Consider the following 14,767-nt stretch of genomic DNA (forward strand, 5'->3'; position numbering starts at 1 on the left):
CCGCGCGGAACCTGGTGCACTGGTCGGACCAGTCGCTAGGGTGCCTGCTATGGGATATGACGCGCTGTTCCGCCTGGACGGGCGGCGGGCCGTGGTGATCGGCGCAGGGAGCGGGATCGGCCGGGAGGCGGCGCTGGCGCTGGCCGCCCACGGGGCCTCCGTGGTCTGCGCCGACCGCGACCTGCCGGCCGCGACGGAGACCGCGGCCGGCTGCGGCGGGACCGCCCGGCTGGTCGACGTGCTGGACGAGGGGGCGGTGCGCGCGCTGGCCGCGGAGGAGCCGGCCGACGTGCTGGTGTTCACGGCGGCCACGAACGTGCGCAAGCGCCTGCTCGACTACTCCGGCGAGGAGTTCGACCGGGTCGTGGGGCTGAACCTGCGGGCCTCGTTCGACGTGGTGCGCGCGTTCGGGGCGGGCATGGTCGAGCGGGGGCGCGGGTCGATCATCGGGTTCGCCTCGATCCGGGCCTCGGTCACCGAGCCGGGGCAGAGCGTCTACTCGGCCACGAAGGCGGGGCTGGTGCAGTTGCTGCGCACGGCCGCGGCGGAGTTCGGGCCGAGCGGGGTGCGGGTGAACGCGATCGCGCCGGGGGTGGTGGAGACGCCGCTGACCAGTCAGATCAAGGAAAATCCCGGCTGGTACGCCGCGTACGCCGCCAAGAGCGCGCTCGGCCGGTGGGCGGCCGCCGAGGAGATGGCCGGCGCGGTGGTCTACCTGGCGAGCGACGCGGCGAGCTTCGTGACCGGCTCCGTGCTGTACGTGGACGGCGGCTGGACCGCCGTGGACGGCCGCTACGACCCGCCGAATTGAGCCGCCCGAATCAACCTGAATACCTCGGCCCGGATTGGGCAGCGGGCACGGGTCCCAGGAAAGGAGGGACCCATGAGAACAGCACGGAAGTTAGCACCCGCGGGCATCGCGGCCGTGCTGGCACTGACCATCGCCCCCGCTGCCACCCCTGCCGCCACGGCCCAGACCCCGGGGACGGCCGCGCCGAGCGCCGCCGTCAGTGAGACCGGCTGGGCACTGCGCGTACCCGCTCAGGACAGGGCGTACCTGAGGGCGGCGCACAGGGGCCACCTCGCCGAGATCGCGGCCGCGAAGGCCGCGTTGCGCGAGTCGCGTGACAGGGATGTCCGCGGCATCGCCTGGCGGCTGATCCGCGATCACCGCAGGCTGGACGCGCGGCTGCGCGAGGTCGCCGACCGGTTCGACGTCCGCCTTCCCACCTCCCCCAGCGCCGCGCAGCGGGACGACCTGCGCGCGGTGGTCGCCAGGTCCGGTCCGCGTTTCGACCGCGCCTGGCTGCGCCTGCAGGCCGATGCGCACGAGCACGCGCTCTGGCTGGGGCAGCGGGAGCTGCGGCGCGGGCACTCCGCTCGGGTGAAGGACCTGGCGCGTGACAGCGCACCGGTGATCCGGCACCACCTGCGCGAGATCCGCGCCGAGCTGTAACGAATCCCTCCATGTGACCGGAAGTCCGGTCATCGGGTGAGCCATGCCGGTCGTCCGTGGTGCCCTCCGGGGGCTCACGGGCGGCCGGCACGGCCGTGCGGCGTCACGGCCGGATGATGGCCATCCTGGTCACGGTGAGCTCCTCGATGGCGAACCGGGGCCCTTCGCGGCCCGACCCCGAATCCTTGACACCCCCGTACGGCATGTTGTCCGCCCTGAACCCCGGCACGTCGTTGACCACGACCCCGCCGGCCTCGATGCGCTCGATCGCCGCGAACGCCGTGGCCAGCGAGCGGGTGAACACCGCCGCGTGCAGGCCGTACCGCGACCGGTTGACCGCCGCGAACGCGGCGTCGAGGTCGGGCACCGGCCGGACGCACACGACGGGCCCGAAGATCTCCTCGTCCCAGGCGGCGGCGCCGTCCGGCACGCCGTCCAGCACCGTCGGCGCGATGGCCCGGCCGTCGCGGTGCCCGCCCGCGAGCACGCGGGCCCCGGACGCGGCGATCCACTCCAGCACGCGGTCGGTGGCCGCCTCGTCGACGAGCGGGGCGACACGGGTGCCGGGCAGGCGGGGGTCGCCGACGGTGACGTTCTTGACGCGTCCGGCCAGCAGGGAACCGAACTCCTCGCGTACGGGCTCCTCGACCAGCACCCTCTGCACCGAGATGCACGCCTGGCCGGAGGCGTAGTAGCCGCCGCGCACGACCGCGTCCGCGGCCGCCCCGAGGTCGGCGTCGGCCGCCACCACGAGCGCCGCGTTGGAGCCGAGCTCCAGCAGCACCTTGGTGGGGGCGGCGGCGCGCGCGATGGCGTGGCCGGCGGCGGCCGAGCCGGTGAACGAGACCGCGCCGATCCGCCGGTCCTCCACCAGTGTCCGGCCGACCTCGACGTCGCCGGTGACGAGCTGCACGCCGGCCGGGGGCAGGGCGCCGGTATCGCGCAGGAGGCCCACCAGCCGGAGCGTGGCCAGCGGGGTCGCCGGGGCGGGCTTGACGATCACCGGGCAGCCGGCCGCCACCGCCGGTGCGATCTTGTGCGCGGCCAGGAGCAGGGGGTAGTTGAAGCCCGTGATGCCCACGACGACGCCGATGGGCCGGCGCGTCCAGAAGCCGATCAGACCCTCGCCGGAGGGCAGCAGGTCGAGCGGCACGGTCTCGCCGTGCAGCCGGGCGACCTCCTCGGCGGCCGTGGCCAGCGTGACCAGCGTCCTGGCCACCTCCACCCGGCAGTCCACCAGCGGCTTGCCGGTCTCCAGGACGAGGAGCCGCTCGAACTCCTCCCGCCTGGCCGCCAGCGCGTCGTGGGTCCGCATGAGGGCGGCGCGGCGGGCGTGCGAGGGCAGCGCCGCCATGGCGGGAGCCGCGGCGAGGGCCTCGTCGAGGGCCTGGCGGGCGTGCGCCGCCGTACCCAGCGGGGCCTCGGCGACCCGGGACCCGTCGTAGGGGAAGATCACGTCCGTGGTGGCCGCGGTCCTCGTCCAGCCGTCGCCGATGGGCAGGCCGGTGGGGAGGTCGCGGGGCAGGTCGGGGGCTGGTGTCATGGCCGGCTCCGGAGGGCGCTGGGGAAGACGTCGAGGTAGGCGGGCGCGCCCTCGCGGCCGGTGGCGGCCAGGACGGCGTGGGCGACGGCGCGGCTGAACACGTCTGCCGCGGCCGCCAGCACGTCCTGGAAGGCGTCGTGACCGGGGGCGGGGCGGGCGCAGGTGGCCAGGCCGAAGACGGTGTCGCCGTCGGTCATGGTGTGGGCCGGTCTGATGGCCCTGGCCAGGCCGTCGTGGGCGACCGCCGCCAGCTTGCCGCACTGGGCCTTGGTGAGGGTGAGGTCGGTGGCGACGACGCCGATGGTGGTGTTGAAGGCGGGGGTCCGGTCCGGGTTCCAGGCCGTGGCCTCCTCGGGGGAAGGGGGCCCGAGGTGGTCGAACTCGCCGGGGAGGCCGTACCTGGTGCCCGCCAGGGTGGCGTCGCGGGGGTCGAGGACGGAGCCCGCGGCGTTGACGACGGCCAGCACGGCGACCGTGGTGCCGTCGGGCAGCACGGCGCTCGCCGTGCCCACGCCGCCGGCCAGCCCGCCCGCCACCGCCCCGGTACCCGCCCCGACGGATCCGCTGACCGTCGGGGGCGCGGTCGTCTGCGCGAACCGCCCGCCGCCGTCCGGGGCCGGCGTCCCTTCGAGGGAGGGGGAAGCGAGCACGCCGCCGCCCCCGCCCGCGGTGGGGACGGACGGCTTCGCGCCGTCGGGGGTCGCGGGCGCCTCGCCGGAGGAGCCGTCCCTCCCAAAGACCTCGGGCCCGGACGACAGGAGAGGCGGCGGGCTGTCGGCGGCGGCGCCGGTGGCGGGGTCGTACGCGGGGTCGTACGCGGGGTCGTACGCGGGGTCGTACGCGGCGTCTGTGGCGGCGTCGTAGGCGGCGGCGCCCAGGGTGGCGTCGGGGACGGCGCGGAAGGTGCCGCCGCGGCCCAGGTCGAAGATGACGGCGGCCGGGACGATCGGGACCGCGCCGCCGGCCACCGGATAGCCGGCCCCGGCGTCGGCGAGCCGGTCCATCACGCCGCAGGCCGCTCCCAGCCCGAACGCGCTCCCGCCGGAGAGCACCACGGCGTGCACCCGCTCCACCAGGTTGCGCGGGTCGAGCAGCTCCGTCTCGCGCGTCCCGGGCGCGGCGCCCCGCACGTCCACCCCGGCCACGGCCCCGTCCGGCGGCGCGAGGACGACGGTCGTCCCGGTACGGTGCCCGCCCCCGACCCGCCGGGCGTGCCCAACCCGCAGCCCCGCCACGTCCACCAGTGAGTTGGTGGCCCCCGGCCGCATCGGCAGCCGCATCAGAAGTCGCCGTTCAGGAACCGCCGTGCCGCCTCGGCGAACACCCGGGTGCACCGCACGATCTCCTCGACCTCGACGAACTCGTCCGCCTGGTGGGCGATCCACTTCCCACCGGGCCCGTAGACCACCGACGGGATGCCGCCCCAATGCGTCAGCACGGTCCCGTCCGTCGAGCCCGGCACCCCGCCGTACACCGGCTCCGCCCCCGTCACCGCCCGGTGGGCGGCGGCCAGCGCGGCCACGACCGGGTCGGTCACGGGCACGTCCACCGGCGGCCGGTCCACCAGCACCGACACCTCGGCGGCGATCCCGTCGAAGCCGGCGAGGGCGGCCACCCGGTCGGCGATCTCCTTGTGCTCGACGCCGGGGATCGTGCGCACGTCGACGAAGAGGGAGGCGACCGCCGGGATCACGTTGACCTGCTCCTCGGTGCCGGCCCGGAGCACGGTCGGGGTCACGTACACCTCGCCGAGGTGCTCGTGCGCCGGATGCCGGTCCTGCAGTTCCTGCTGCAGCGACCGCAGCGCCACCAGCAGGGATCCGGCGGCCTGGATCGGGTTGCGGCCGTGCTGCGGCATCGCCCCGTGCGCCATCTTGCCGGTGAGGTCCACCCGCAGCCGCAGGGCTCCCTTGGCGACGGCGCAGATCTCGCCCGCCTCCGGCTCGGCCACGATCGCGCCGTCCACGTCGGAGGTGAGGCCCGAGGAGACGAAGTGGTGCGCGCCGATCATGAGGCCCTCCTCGTCGGCCAGCGCGCAGACCTTGATCCGCCCGGGGAAGGGGCCGGCGAGCTGCAGGGCGCGGGTGGCGTACAGGGTGGCGGCCAGGCCGGACTTCATGTCCGCGCTGCCCCGCCCCCACAGCCTGCCGTCGCGGATCTCCCCGCCGAACGGGTCCACGGTCCAGGTGGACAGGTCGCCCTCGGTCACCACGTCCGTGTGGCCCTCGAACATCAGCGTCGGCCCGGCGCCGCCGCCGCCCTCGACGACGGCGACCACGTTCGGCCGGCCGGGCGCGGCCTCGTACACGACCGGCTCCCAGCCCCATTCCCGCATCCTCGCCTCGACGAGCTCTGCGGCGGGCCGCTCGCTGCGGCCCCGCGCCGGGTCGTTGGTGCTGGGGATCCGCACGAGCGCCTGCGTGAACTCCACCACTCCATCGGCATCGACGTCGATCACAGGAATCCCTCCAGAGTCGGTACGGCCCGCAGCAGCTCCTGCGTGTACGGGTGGGCGGGCGCCGCCCAGACGTCGTCCACCGGCCCGGTCTCCACGATCTCGCCCCGGCTCATGACCGCGACCGTCTCGCACACGTGCCGCACCACGGACAGGTCGTGCGAGACGAACACGAGCGTGAGCCCCAGCTCGTCGACGAGGTCGGCCAGCAGGTTGAGTATCTGCCCGCGTACGGAGACGTCCAGCGCGCTCACCGGCTCGTCGGCGACCAGCACCTTCGGCCGGGGCGCGAGCGCGCGGGCGATGGCGATGCGCTGCCGCTGCCCGCCGGAGAACTGGTGCGGGTACCGGTCGGCCGCCTCGGCCGGCAGCCCGACCGCCTCCAGCAGCTCCGCAACCCGGTTCCCGGCCGGCAGGCCGAGGGCGGCCAGCGGCTCGGCGACGAGGTCGCGCACGCGCATGCGGGGGTCGAGCGAGCTCATCGGGTCCTGGAAGACGATCTGGAGGTTCTCGCGCAGGAAGCGCAGCCGCCGCTCGGGCAGGCCGGTGATCTCCTGGCCGTCGAAGCGGATCGAACCGCCGGTGGGCTGGTCGAGGGCGCAGAGGAGGCGCAGCAGGGTGGACTTGCCGGAGCCGGACTCGCCGACGATGCCGTACCGCTCACCGCGCCGCACGGTCAGCGAGACGTCGCGCAGGGCGTGGACGGCGGCGCCCGGCCGGGTGAGGGAGGTGCGGGGGCGGTGGTAGACGCGGCTCAGCTCCCGTACCTCGATCAGCGGGGCCTCAGTGAGCGGGGTGCCAGCATGCGTAGGCATGTCCGTCTCCTGTCAGCTCCGGCACGGTCTCGCACGCGGGGGTGGCGTGCGGGCAGCGGTTCCTGAACACGCAGCCGCCGGGGAACCGCCCGGCCGGGGGCACGCTGCCCTTGATGGTGGGCAGGCGGGTGCCGCGCGGGGTGAGCCGGGAGGCGGCCAGCAGGCCCTGCGTGTAGCGGTGGCGGGGGCGGGTGAAGACCTCGCGGATGGGGCCGGACTCGACGACGCGGCCGCCGTACATGACCAGGACGCGCTCGCAGACGGAGGCGACGACGGCGAGGTCGTGGGTGATGAACAGCAGCGCGGGCGCCACCTCGGCGATCAGCTCCAGCATCTGCTTCTGCACGGTGACGTCGAGCGCGGTCGTGGGCTCGTCGCAGATGAGCAGCCGGGGCTCGTTGGCCAGGGCGATGGCGAGCATGACGCGCTGGCGCTGGCCGCCGGAGAGCTGGTGCGGGTACGCGCGGGCGATCTGGGCGGGCTCGGGCAGGCGGACCCGGCCGAGCAGCTCCAGGGACCGCTCGCGGGCCTCCTGGCGGGAGCGGCCGTGCAGGGTCATGACCTCGGCGACCTGGGCGCCGATCCGCATGAGCGGGTTGAGCGCGGTCATGGGCTCCTGGAACACCATGGACAGGTCGCGGCCGCGCAGGTCCTTGACCCGGCTCTCCGGCACGCCGACCAGGTCCCGGTCCGCCAGCCTGGCCCGCCCGGCCGCGGTGACGCCCTCGGGCAGCAGGCCCATGAGCGACAGCGCGGTCAGCGACTTGCCGGAGCCCGACTCGCCGATCAGCCCCACCCGCTCGCCGGGCGCGATGCCGAACGACACGTCCCGGACCAGCTCGACCGGGCCGGCGCGCACGGTGAGGTCCTCAACCTTCAGCACGGATCCTCCTGAGCTTGGGGTCGAGGAAGTCGCGCAGCCCGTCGCCGAGGAGGTTGAAGCCGAGCACTGCCAGCGCGATCGCCAGGCCGGGCCACAGGGCCAGGCGCGGGGTGGAGAACAGCAGCTCCTGCGACTCCTGCAGCATCCGCCCCCACGACGGGATCGGGGGGCGGGTGCCGAAGCCGAGGAACGACAGCGCGGCCTCGGCCAGGATCGCGATGGCGAACGACACCGACGCCTGCACGATCAGCATGGAGCCGATGTTCGGCAGCACGTGCCGCACCGCGATCGCCGCGCGCCGCCGCCCGGCGGCCCTGGCGGCCAGGATGTAGTCGGTCACCATGACCTGGAGCGTGGCGGCGCGGGCCACGCGGGCGAACGCCGGCACGGTGGCCACCCCGATCGCGATCATCGCGGTGAGCGTGCCCGGCCCGTAGACGGCGCCGAGCATGACGGCCAGCAGCAGCGCGGGGAAGGCGAAGACGAGGTCGTTGACCCGCATGACCAGCTCGGAGAGCCAGCCGCGCGGCGTCATCCCGGCGAGCACGCCGAGCGGGGTGCCGATGAGGGCCGCGATGCCGACCGCCACGATGCCGACGTAGAGCGTGGTGCGGGCGCCGACCATGAGCTGGCTGAAGGTGTCGCGGCCGAACTTGTCGGCCCCGAGGAGGTAGCCGCCGCCGGGTTCGCGCAGCCGGTGCGCGGCGTCCACGAGCGTCGGGTCGTGCGGGGTCCAGAAGAACGACGCCACCGCCGCGAGGACCACGAGCCCGACGAGCGCGCCGCCGACGAGGAGCCCGGCGTTCATCCGGCCCCTCATCGCAGCCTCGGGTCGAGCAGGTGGTAGAGCACGTCCACCACGAAGTTGATCAGCAGCACGGCCGCCACCAGCACCATCACCACGCCTTGGACGAGCAGCAGGTCACGGCCGGCGACGCCGTTGAGCAGCAGGTCGCCCAGCCCGGGGATGACGAAGACCCGCTCGACCACGACCGCGCCGATCAGCAGCGTGGCCAGCTGCAGGCCGAGCACGGTCACGACGGGGATCGAGGCGTTGCGCAGCCCGTGCCGCCACAGCGCGCCGGTGCGGCCCCGGCCCTTGGCACGGGCGGTGCGCAGGTAGTCCTCGCGCATGACGTCGAGCACGGCGCTGCGCACATAGCGGGTGAGCACCGCGCCCTGGACGAGACCGAGCGACAACCAGGGCAGCAGCAGGCTGCGCAGCCACTCCCCCGGGTTCTCCGCGATCGGCACGTAGCCGCCGGACGGCAGCGCCTGGGCCTGCACCGCGAACACGAACACCAGCAGGATGCCGGCCAGGAACGCGGGGATCGCGATGCCGAGCTGGCTGGCCGCGCTGATCGCCGCGCCGAGCGGGTCGCGGTGGTGCACGGCCGCGAACGTCCCCAGCGGCACCGCCAGCACCAGCGCCACGGCCATGCCGCCGAGCACCAGCACGGCCGTGACACCGAGCCGGTCACTGATCTGCGGGCCGATGGGGGCGCTGGTGACGTACGAGGTGCCGAAGTCGCCCTGGAGGAGGCCGCCCGCCCAGTCGAGGAACTGCGCCACCGGCGCCCGGTCGGTGCCGAACTGCCGGCGCAGCTCGGCCACCGCCTCGGGGGTGGCGTTGACGCCGAGCGCGATCTCGGCCGGGTCGCCGGGCAGCAGCGCCATGAACGCGAACACCGCGACCGCGGCCACGGCGGTGCTCGCGATCAGCACCGCCGCCCGCTTGACGAAGTACAGCGTCACTGCTTGGCGAGCGCGGTGAAGTCGAAGGACTCCGCGATGGCGTTCTTCGGCAGCCCGGTGACGCCCTTCTTCGCCACGATCAGGTTCGGGAAGAGGAAGAGCCAGTCGGCCGCGGCGTCGTCGGACAGCAGCTTGGCGGCCTGCTTGAGGGTGCCGGCCTGCTCCTGCTCGGTGCCCGCGTCGGCGGCGGCGAGCAGCTTGCCGAACTCGGGGTTGTCGTAGCGGAAGTAGTACGACTTATCGGCAAAAATTCCCATATCCCGGGGTTCCACGTGGTTGATGAGCGACAGGTCGTAGTCGCCCTTGGTGAACACCTGGTCCAGCCAGCGGGCCGGGAACTCCAGCGGCTCGATCTCCGCCGTGATCCCCACCTGGGCGAGCTGGGACTTGACGACCTGCGCGCTGTTGACCGCGTACGGCAGGTTGGGGATGCGCATCTTGACGTCGTACGTCTTCCCGCCGAGCAACTCCTTGGCCTTGGCCGGGTCGTACGGGTAGTCGCCGGTGCGGTCCTCGTACCAGGGGTCGGTGGGCGGCACCATCGAGCCGATGAGCTGGCCGCGCCCGGCCCAGGCGGTGTCGAGCAGCGCCTTGTGGTCGATGGCGTGCCGGACGGCCTGCCGCACCTTCTTGTCGTCGAACGGCGGGCGGCCGTTGTTCATGGACAGCACCACCTCGCCGTTCGTGGTGCCCTCGACCGTCTCGAAGCGGTTGGGGTCGGCGAACTGCTGCAGCGACTCGGGCGCCTGCACGCTGGAGATGACGTCGATGCCGCCGGTCAGCAGCGCGTTGTTCATCGCCGTGGCGTCCTTGAAGTATTTCAGGGTGATCGCCGTCAGCGGCGGCTTCGTGCCCCAGTAGGAGGGGTTGGCGTTGAGCTGGATGGAGTCGCCGCGCCGCCACGACCCCAGCACGTACGGCCCCGTGCCGACGGGCTTGTTGGCCAGGTCGGAGACGCCCGTGCGGCTGAACATGGCGCCGAGCCTGGTGGCCATCGAGTAGAGGAAGCCGTTGCTCGGCTGCTCGAGCGTGACGACAGCGGTCGAGTCGTCCTTCTTCTCCACCTTGTCGATGACGTCGAGCTGCGACTTGATCTTGAGCTTCCAGTCCGACTTGACCCGGTCGAGCGAGAACACCACGTCGTCGGCCGTGAACGGCGCGCCGTTGGTGAACGTGACGTTCTTGCGCAGGGTGAAGGTGTAGGTCCGGCGATCGTCCGAGACGTCCCACTTCTCGGCGAGCAGCGGCACGATCTGGCCGTCCTGGCCCAGCTTGACCAGGCCCTCGTAGACATTGACGAGCAGCGCCTGCGGGATGGCGGCACCTTCGGTGGAGGTGAAGTCGAGGTTCGCGGGCTCGGCCACGAAACCGACCGACAGCGACTGGGCCTTGGGGGTGCCGCCGGCGCCGCCGCTCCCGTTGCTCGGCGCGCCGCCACCGCAGGCCGCCGTGGCCAGCAGGAGACCGCCCGCGGCGATCAAGATTCCGATTCGCCTCATGCCTTACAGCCTCCTGGCTAGTGCACTGGTCGGACCAGTAGGCTACGCACATTGCCAGTCGGCGATGGCTCGGGTCAAGGGGGCTTGCATGGGTGGTCCGCGCTTCGAGCCGGTGCGCACCGTACGCGCTTACGAGCGGGTCGTGGAGCAGGTCGAGGAGGCCATCGAGAGCGGCGCTCTCTCACCGGGGCAGCGGCTGCCGAGTGAGCGCGAGCTGATGGTGCAGTTCTCGGTCAGCCGCTCCACCGTACGCGAGGCGCTGCGGGTGCTGCAGGCCCGCGGCCTGGTGCGCTCGCGGCCGGGGGACCCCAACGGGGCGGAGGTGCTGCCGTTCTCGCCCGCCGCATTACACAAGTCGATGACCACGCTGGCCCGGGTGGACGAGCTGTCGCTGGCCGAGCTGGTGCAGTTCAGGATGGTGCTGGACGCGGCGGCCATCCTGCTGGCCGCGCGCCTGCGCACGGAGGAGCAGCTCGCCGAGATGGGCGCGGCGGTCGAGGGCATGCGGGCGGCCGTGGACGCGGGCGAGGAGACCTTCGGGGCGGCCGACGTGGCCTTCCACGACGCCGTGGTGCGCGCGAGCGGCAACAAGCTCATCGAGATCTGCACCGACGTGGTCCGGTCGATCGTGCTGAAGCTGATCGCGGAGCGGATCGCGGGCGCGCCGGACCGGCGGGCGCTGATGCGGGAAAGCATCCGGCACCACGAGGAGGTCATCGCCGCCATTCGCGCCGGGGACGGCCCGCTGGCGGCCCGGCTGTCGAGAAAGGCGATGTATGACTACTACGCCGGGTATGTCAGTGAAGGTGAGAGAAGTGCCCTAAGGGCCTTGCTGGAGTGACCTGGCCCACAGGGTGTTATGTTGCCGAGGTGGCGCGCGTGGACGGGGACGGGCTGGCGGAAGCCTTCCTGCGCGAGCCGCGCCGATACACCAGTCACCAGGTCGCCGAGATGGCGGGGGTGCCGGTCTATCGCGCGCGGCGGTTCTGGCGTGCCCTGGGGTTCGCCAACGTGCCCGACGACGCGGTGGAGTTCACCGACTCCGACGTCGAGGCGCTCAAGACACTGGTCGGCATGGTGACCTCCGGGGTCTATGACGAGGAGCACGTGCTGCTCATGGCTCGCTCGCTGGGCCGGGCCACCACCCGCCTGGCCGAGTCGCAGGCCGAGCTGGGCGTGGAGGCCCTCGACCAGGCCGGCGTGCCGCTGGCGGAGCGGCCCAGGGCCTGGCGCAGGCGGGCCGAGCGGGTGGTGCCGGACCTGGCGCGGCTGCTGGTCTACGCCTGGCAGCGCCAGCTCGCCGCCGCCGCCGGGCGCATCGCCGACCAGGACATGAGTGCCGTGCGGCTTGCCGTCGGGTTCGCCGATCTGGTCGCCTTCACCCGGCTGAGCCGGCAGATCACCGCGAGCGAGCTGGCGCGGCTGATCGACCGGTTCGAGGGGCGCTCGGCCGACATCGTGACCTCCTCCGGCGGGCGGGTGGTCAAGACGCTGGGCGACTCGGTGCTGTTCGTGACCGACAAGGCGCACGTGGCGGCGGAGATCGCGCTGCGTCTGGTGGAGACGCACGCGCGTGGCCGGGACATGCCGGAGCTGCGGGTGGGGCTGGCGTCCGGGCCGGTGATCTGGCGCATGGGTGACGTGTTCGGCACCACGGTCAACCTGGCCAGCAGGCTGACCGCGCTGTCCCTGCCGGGCACGATCCTGGCCGATCCGCAGCTCGCCGAGGAGTTGGAGGGCGACCGGGCCTTCCGGCTGCGCGAGGTCAACCGGCTGTCGGTGCGGGGGCTGGGCGAGCTGGCGCCGTTCACGGTCACGCGGGCCGAGAGCCCCTGACCGTCACGCGGGCCGGGAGCCCCTGACCGTCACGCGGGCCGGGAGCCCCTGACCGTCACCCTCACGCGGGCCGGGAGCCCCTGACCGTCACCCTCACGCGGGCCGGGACCCGACCGCCTGCCGGGGGCCTCCTTCCCGGGTAGCCGGGCGCCGGGCAACCTGGCTCGGCGGTCGATGCGTCACTACCGTCAGCCGGTTCTCACAGGAGGCGCTTCAAGTTGGCGGATAGAGCGATATTTCAGGACTTCGTGGTGACGCGGTCGGATCGGTTGTTACGCACCGCGTACCTGCTGACCCGGGACTGGGGCGTCGCGGAGGACCTGCTGCAGGAGTCGCTGGCCAAGGCGTGGTTCGCCTGGCACGGCATCGACGAGCCCGAGGCGTACGTGCGCAAGGTACTCGTGACCACGTACACGTCCTGGTGGCGGCGGCGCTGGCGCAGGGAGCTGCCCAGCGACGACCTGCCCGAGCACGTCACGCCCGACCCGTGGGACGGCGGGCGCGAGGAGCTGTGGCGGGCGGTGGGCCGCCTGCCGGCCAGGCAGCGCGCGGTGATCGTGCTGCGCTTCTACGAGGACCTGCCGGTGAACGAGGTGGCCCGGCTGCTGGGCTGCCAGGAGGGCACGGTCAAGAGCCAGACCGCCAAGGCGCTGGCCAAGCTGCGAGTGGACGAGTCGATCGTGAAGGAGCTGCGCCGATGACCGTGCAAGACCTGCGTGACGTCCTGCGGGAGCGGGCCGAGGGCCCCTCCCCCGCGAACCCCCGCCGCCACGACCAGGTCCGCGCCCGCATCCGCAGGACCCGCCTGCGCAGGCGGGCGGCGGCGGGCACCGCGCTGGTCGCGGCGGTCGCGGCCGGCATGGTCCTGCTGCCGGGGACGGCCGCGCCCCCGGCCCGCGAGACCACGACGGCGGCCCGGCTGGCGCCCACCGCGACGGCGAAGGAGCTCCCGCTGCGCTTCACCGCGCCCGACGGAACCGAGTACCGCCGCCTGGCCACGGCCGCGCTGGAGGCGGACGGCGCCAAGAAGACGTCGGTGACGATCCCGGTCTCCGGCAGGCCGCTGGACGTGGCCGCGCTGTGCGACGGCGAGTTCGGCGCGAGCGCGCCGAAGATCCTCGTGGACGGCAACCACACCGGCCCCCGCGGGTTCACCTCGTGCCCCAACGCGATGGAGCTGCAGCCGCTGGTCGTGCCGCCGGGCGCGACGCGGGTCACGGTCACGTTCGACACGACGACCACCGGCTGGGGCTGCGTCGTCAAGAAGAAGGGCGGGCCGTGCGTACGCGTCCCGGAGAAGAGGGCCGGCTGGGACCTGGCCGTCTACGAGTGGACGCCGCCCTCCCGGCCGGTCACCCCGGAGCCGGTCAAGGCCTTCCCCGACCGGGCGGGCGGCAGGCGGCTGGCCTCCATGTCGACCGGCGTCTATCCGAACGACTCCACCATCGAGCTGGAGGTGGTGAGCACCGGCGGCAGGATCGGCATCGACCAGCTCTGCTCGGGTGACCTGGCCGCGCGGATGTGGTTCACGTACAGGGTCAACGGCGGGCAGTCCCCGTCGACCGTGATGTGCGGGGTCTGGAAGGAGGGCCCGTACCCGATGGCGATGAGCGAGTTCGAGGTGCCCAAGGGCAAGAAGGTCACCATCACCGGGCGGATGGGGCTCTGGGGCGAGCACACCAACCGGCCGGTCGACTGGGCGGTCGCGGTGTACCGGAACTGATCTCGTAGGCTGGCCCGCGACGACAGGAGGTGGCCGTGGTCGAGCGGGCCGCGATCGAGGGCAGGCTGATGGACGGCGACGCGCGCTTCGCGCTGGAGTCGCGCTATGGGCACTTCACCGCCATGCAGGTCAGAGACCGCCGGGTGCGCGGGCTCGGGCTGCATTTCGAGCGTCTGGACGAGGCGAGCCGCGAGCTGTTCGGCGGCGGGGTCGACCGGTCGGCGGTGCTCGCCTCGATCCGGACCGTGCTGGGCGACGACCTGCGGGACGCGAGCGTACGGGTCTACGTCTTCGACGCCGACCCGCCGCGCGTCGTCGCCTCGGCGGCCCCTCCCCACGAGCCGCTCAAGGGGCCGCTGAGCGTCAAGTCGGTCGTCTACCAGCGTTACCTGCCGCACATCAAGCAGGCCGCCGGCTTCCAGCAGGCGCACATCAACCGGACGGCCAGGCGCGAGGGCTTCGACGAGGCGCTGCTCACCACCGAGGACGGCCTGATCAGCGAGGGCTCGATCACGAATTTGGGCGGCTTCGCCGGCGGCCGGCTGGTCTGGCCGGACGCCCCGATGTTGCGCGGGGTCACGATGCGGCTGCTGGAGCGCATGGACGTGCCGCAGGAGCGGCGCCCGCTGAAGGTGGCCGACCTGACCGGGTTCGACCAGGTGTTCCTGTGCAACTCCTGGGGCGTGATGCCGGTCGGCGCGGTGGACGGCGTGCCGCTGCCGCAGGACGCCGGGCTGGTGGCGCGGCTGCTCGGCCACTACGAGGGCATCGCCTGGGACCCGCTGGATTGATCCGGGGATCG

The 14,767-nt window shown here is 73.4% G+C and carries 15 protein-coding genes; 7 read left to right on the plus strand and 8 right to left on the minus strand.

All coding sequences use genetic code 11. The annotated features are described in order from the left end of the window. The first annotated feature begins 49 nt into the window (after positions 1 to 49). Both AB0J69_RS35305 and AB0J69_RS35310 read left to right on the plus strand, forming a co-directional pair. On the plus strand, positions 50 to 811 hold the full coding sequence (locus AB0J69_RS35305) for an SDR family NAD(P)-dependent oxidoreductase (RefSeq protein ID WP_364126485.1): 762 nt from the start codon (positions 50 to 52) through the stop codon (positions 809 to 811). 72 nt (positions 812 to 883) lie between these two features. Beyond that, the gene (locus tag AB0J69_RS35310; RefSeq protein WP_364126488.1) at positions 884 to 1,456 is read left to right on the plus strand and encodes a DUF4142 domain-containing protein; all 573 of its coding nucleotides are present in this window, start codon (positions 884 to 886) and stop codon (positions 1,454 to 1,456) included. A 103-nt stretch (positions 1,457 to 1,559) separates the two neighbouring features. Here AB0J69_RS35310 and AB0J69_RS35315 read toward each other — a convergent pair whose 3' ends face one another. From AB0J69_RS35315 to AB0J69_RS35350, 8 genes are read right to left on the minus strand one after another with little or no spacing between them, the layout of a single operon-like run. Next, positions 1,560 to 2,999, minus strand: coding sequence for an aldehyde dehydrogenase family protein (locus tag AB0J69_RS35315; RefSeq protein WP_364126491.1), 1,440 nt, complete (start codon positions 2,997 to 2,999; stop codon positions 1,560 to 1,562). Continuing rightward, the gene (locus AB0J69_RS35320) at positions 2,996 to 4,279 is read right to left on the minus strand and encodes a P1 family peptidase (protein ID WP_364126493.1); all 1,284 of its coding nucleotides are present in this window, start codon (positions 4,277 to 4,279) and stop codon (positions 2,996 to 2,998) included. The genes AB0J69_RS35315 and AB0J69_RS35320 overlap by 4 nt, the downstream gene beginning before the upstream one ends. After that, the gene (locus AB0J69_RS35325; protein ID WP_364126496.1) at positions 4,279 to 5,457 is read right to left on the minus strand and encodes a M20 family metallopeptidase; all 1,179 of its coding nucleotides are present in this window, start codon (positions 5,455 to 5,457) and stop codon (positions 4,279 to 4,281) included. Before AB0J69_RS35325 ends, AB0J69_RS35320 begins: the two co-directional genes overlap by 1 nt. Further along, positions 5,454 to 6,269: an ATP-binding cassette domain-containing protein gene (locus AB0J69_RS35330; protein ID WP_364126499.1), complete on the minus strand. Its 816-nt coding sequence runs from the start codon at positions 6,267 to 6,269 to the stop codon at positions 5,454 to 5,456. Before AB0J69_RS35330 ends, AB0J69_RS35325 begins: the two co-directional genes overlap by 4 nt. Next, complete coding sequence (locus tag AB0J69_RS35335) at positions 6,238 to 7,152, minus strand: ABC transporter ATP-binding protein (RefSeq protein WP_364126502.1); 915 nt, start codon at positions 7,150 to 7,152, stop codon at positions 6,238 to 6,240. Before AB0J69_RS35335 ends, AB0J69_RS35330 begins: the two co-directional genes overlap by 32 nt. Then, on the minus strand, positions 7,139 to 7,960 hold the full coding sequence (locus AB0J69_RS35340; protein ID WP_364126504.1) for an ABC transporter permease: 822 nt from the start codon (positions 7,958 to 7,960) through the stop codon (positions 7,139 to 7,141). The genes AB0J69_RS35335 and AB0J69_RS35340 overlap by 14 nt, the downstream gene beginning before the upstream one ends. 8 nt (positions 7,961 to 7,968) lie before the next feature. Further along, positions 7,969 to 8,907 carry an ABC transporter permease gene (locus AB0J69_RS35345; protein WP_364126507.1) on the minus strand — a complete coding sequence of 313 codons (939 nt, stop codon included), beginning with the start codon at positions 8,905 to 8,907 and terminating at the stop codon, positions 7,969 to 7,971. Beyond that, positions 8,904 to 10,406, minus strand: coding sequence for an ABC transporter substrate-binding protein (locus AB0J69_RS35350; RefSeq protein ID WP_364126509.1), 1,503 nt, complete (start codon positions 10,404 to 10,406; stop codon positions 8,904 to 8,906). The genes AB0J69_RS35345 and AB0J69_RS35350 overlap by 4 nt, the downstream gene beginning before the upstream one ends. Before the next feature lie 88 nt (positions 10,407 to 10,494). Here AB0J69_RS35350 and AB0J69_RS35355 point away from each other — a divergent pair, with 88 nt between their 5' ends. The 5 genes from AB0J69_RS35355 (at position 10,495) to AB0J69_RS35375 (ending at position 14,756) form a co-directional block, all read left to right on the plus strand. Next, positions 10,495 to 11,247, plus strand: coding sequence for an FCD domain-containing protein (locus AB0J69_RS35355; RefSeq protein WP_364126511.1), 753 nt, complete (start codon positions 10,495 to 10,497; stop codon positions 11,245 to 11,247). A 29-nt stretch (positions 11,248 to 11,276) separates the two neighbouring features. Then, a complete protein-coding gene (locus AB0J69_RS35360) occupies positions 11,277 to 12,242 on the plus strand; it encodes an adenylate/guanylate cyclase domain-containing protein (RefSeq protein ID WP_364126514.1) in 966 nt (321 codons plus the stop codon). 218 nt (positions 12,243 to 12,460) lie between these two features. Next, a complete protein-coding gene (locus AB0J69_RS35365; protein ID WP_364126516.1) occupies positions 12,461 to 12,943 on the plus strand; it encodes a SigE family RNA polymerase sigma factor in 483 nt (160 codons plus the stop codon). Continuing rightward, positions 12,940 to 13,965, plus strand: coding sequence for a hypothetical protein (locus tag AB0J69_RS35370; protein WP_364126519.1), 1,026 nt, complete (start codon positions 12,940 to 12,942; stop codon positions 13,963 to 13,965). The genes AB0J69_RS35365 and AB0J69_RS35370 overlap by 4 nt, the downstream gene beginning before the upstream one ends. A gap of 35 nt (positions 13,966 to 14,000) precedes the next feature. Continuing rightward, on the plus strand, positions 14,001 to 14,756 hold the full coding sequence (locus AB0J69_RS35375) for an aminotransferase class IV (RefSeq protein WP_364126522.1): 756 nt from the start codon (positions 14,001 to 14,003) through the stop codon (positions 14,754 to 14,756). The last annotated feature ends 11 nt before the right edge of the window (positions 14,757 to 14,767 follow it).

The organism is Nonomuraea sp. NPDC049709, assembly GCF_040674815.1.
Taxonomy (GTDB): Bacteria; Actinomycetota; Actinomycetes; order Streptosporangiales; family Streptosporangiaceae; genus Nonomuraea.

Bases quoted from the DNA above. Each gene is read 5' to 3' on its own strand.
- AB0J69_RS35305 (WP_364126485.1), top strand. From the start codon at position 50: ATGGGATATGACGCGCTGTTCCGCCTGGACGGGCGGCGGGCCGTGGTG.
- AB0J69_RS35310 (WP_364126488.1), top strand. From the start codon at position 884: ATGAGAACAGCACGGAAGTTAGCACCCGCGGGCATCGCGGCCGTGCTG.
- AB0J69_RS35315 (WP_364126491.1), bottom strand. From the start codon at position 2,999: ATGACACCAGCCCCCGACCTGCCCCGCGACCTCCCCACCGGCCTGCCC.
- AB0J69_RS35320 (WP_364126493.1), bottom strand. From the start codon at position 4,279: ATGCGGCTGCCGATGCGGCCGGGGGCCACCAACTCACTGGTGGACGTG.
- AB0J69_RS35330 (WP_364126499.1), bottom strand. From the start codon at position 6,269: ATGCCTACGCATGCTGGCACCCCGCTCACTGAGGCCCCGCTGATCGAG.
- AB0J69_RS35340 (WP_364126504.1), bottom strand. From the start codon at position 7,960: ATGAACGCCGGGCTCCTCGTCGGCGGCGCGCTCGTCGGGCTCGTGGTC.
- AB0J69_RS35350 (WP_364126509.1), bottom strand. From the start codon at position 10,406: ATGAGGCGAATCGGAATCTTGATCGCCGCGGGCGGTCTCCTGCTGGCC.
- AB0J69_RS35355 (WP_364126511.1), top strand. From the start codon at position 10,495: ATGGGTGGTCCGCGCTTCGAGCCGGTGCGCACCGTACGCGCTTACGAG.
- AB0J69_RS35370 (WP_364126519.1), top strand. From the start codon at position 12,940: ATGACCGTGCAAGACCTGCGTGACGTCCTGCGGGAGCGGGCCGAGGGC.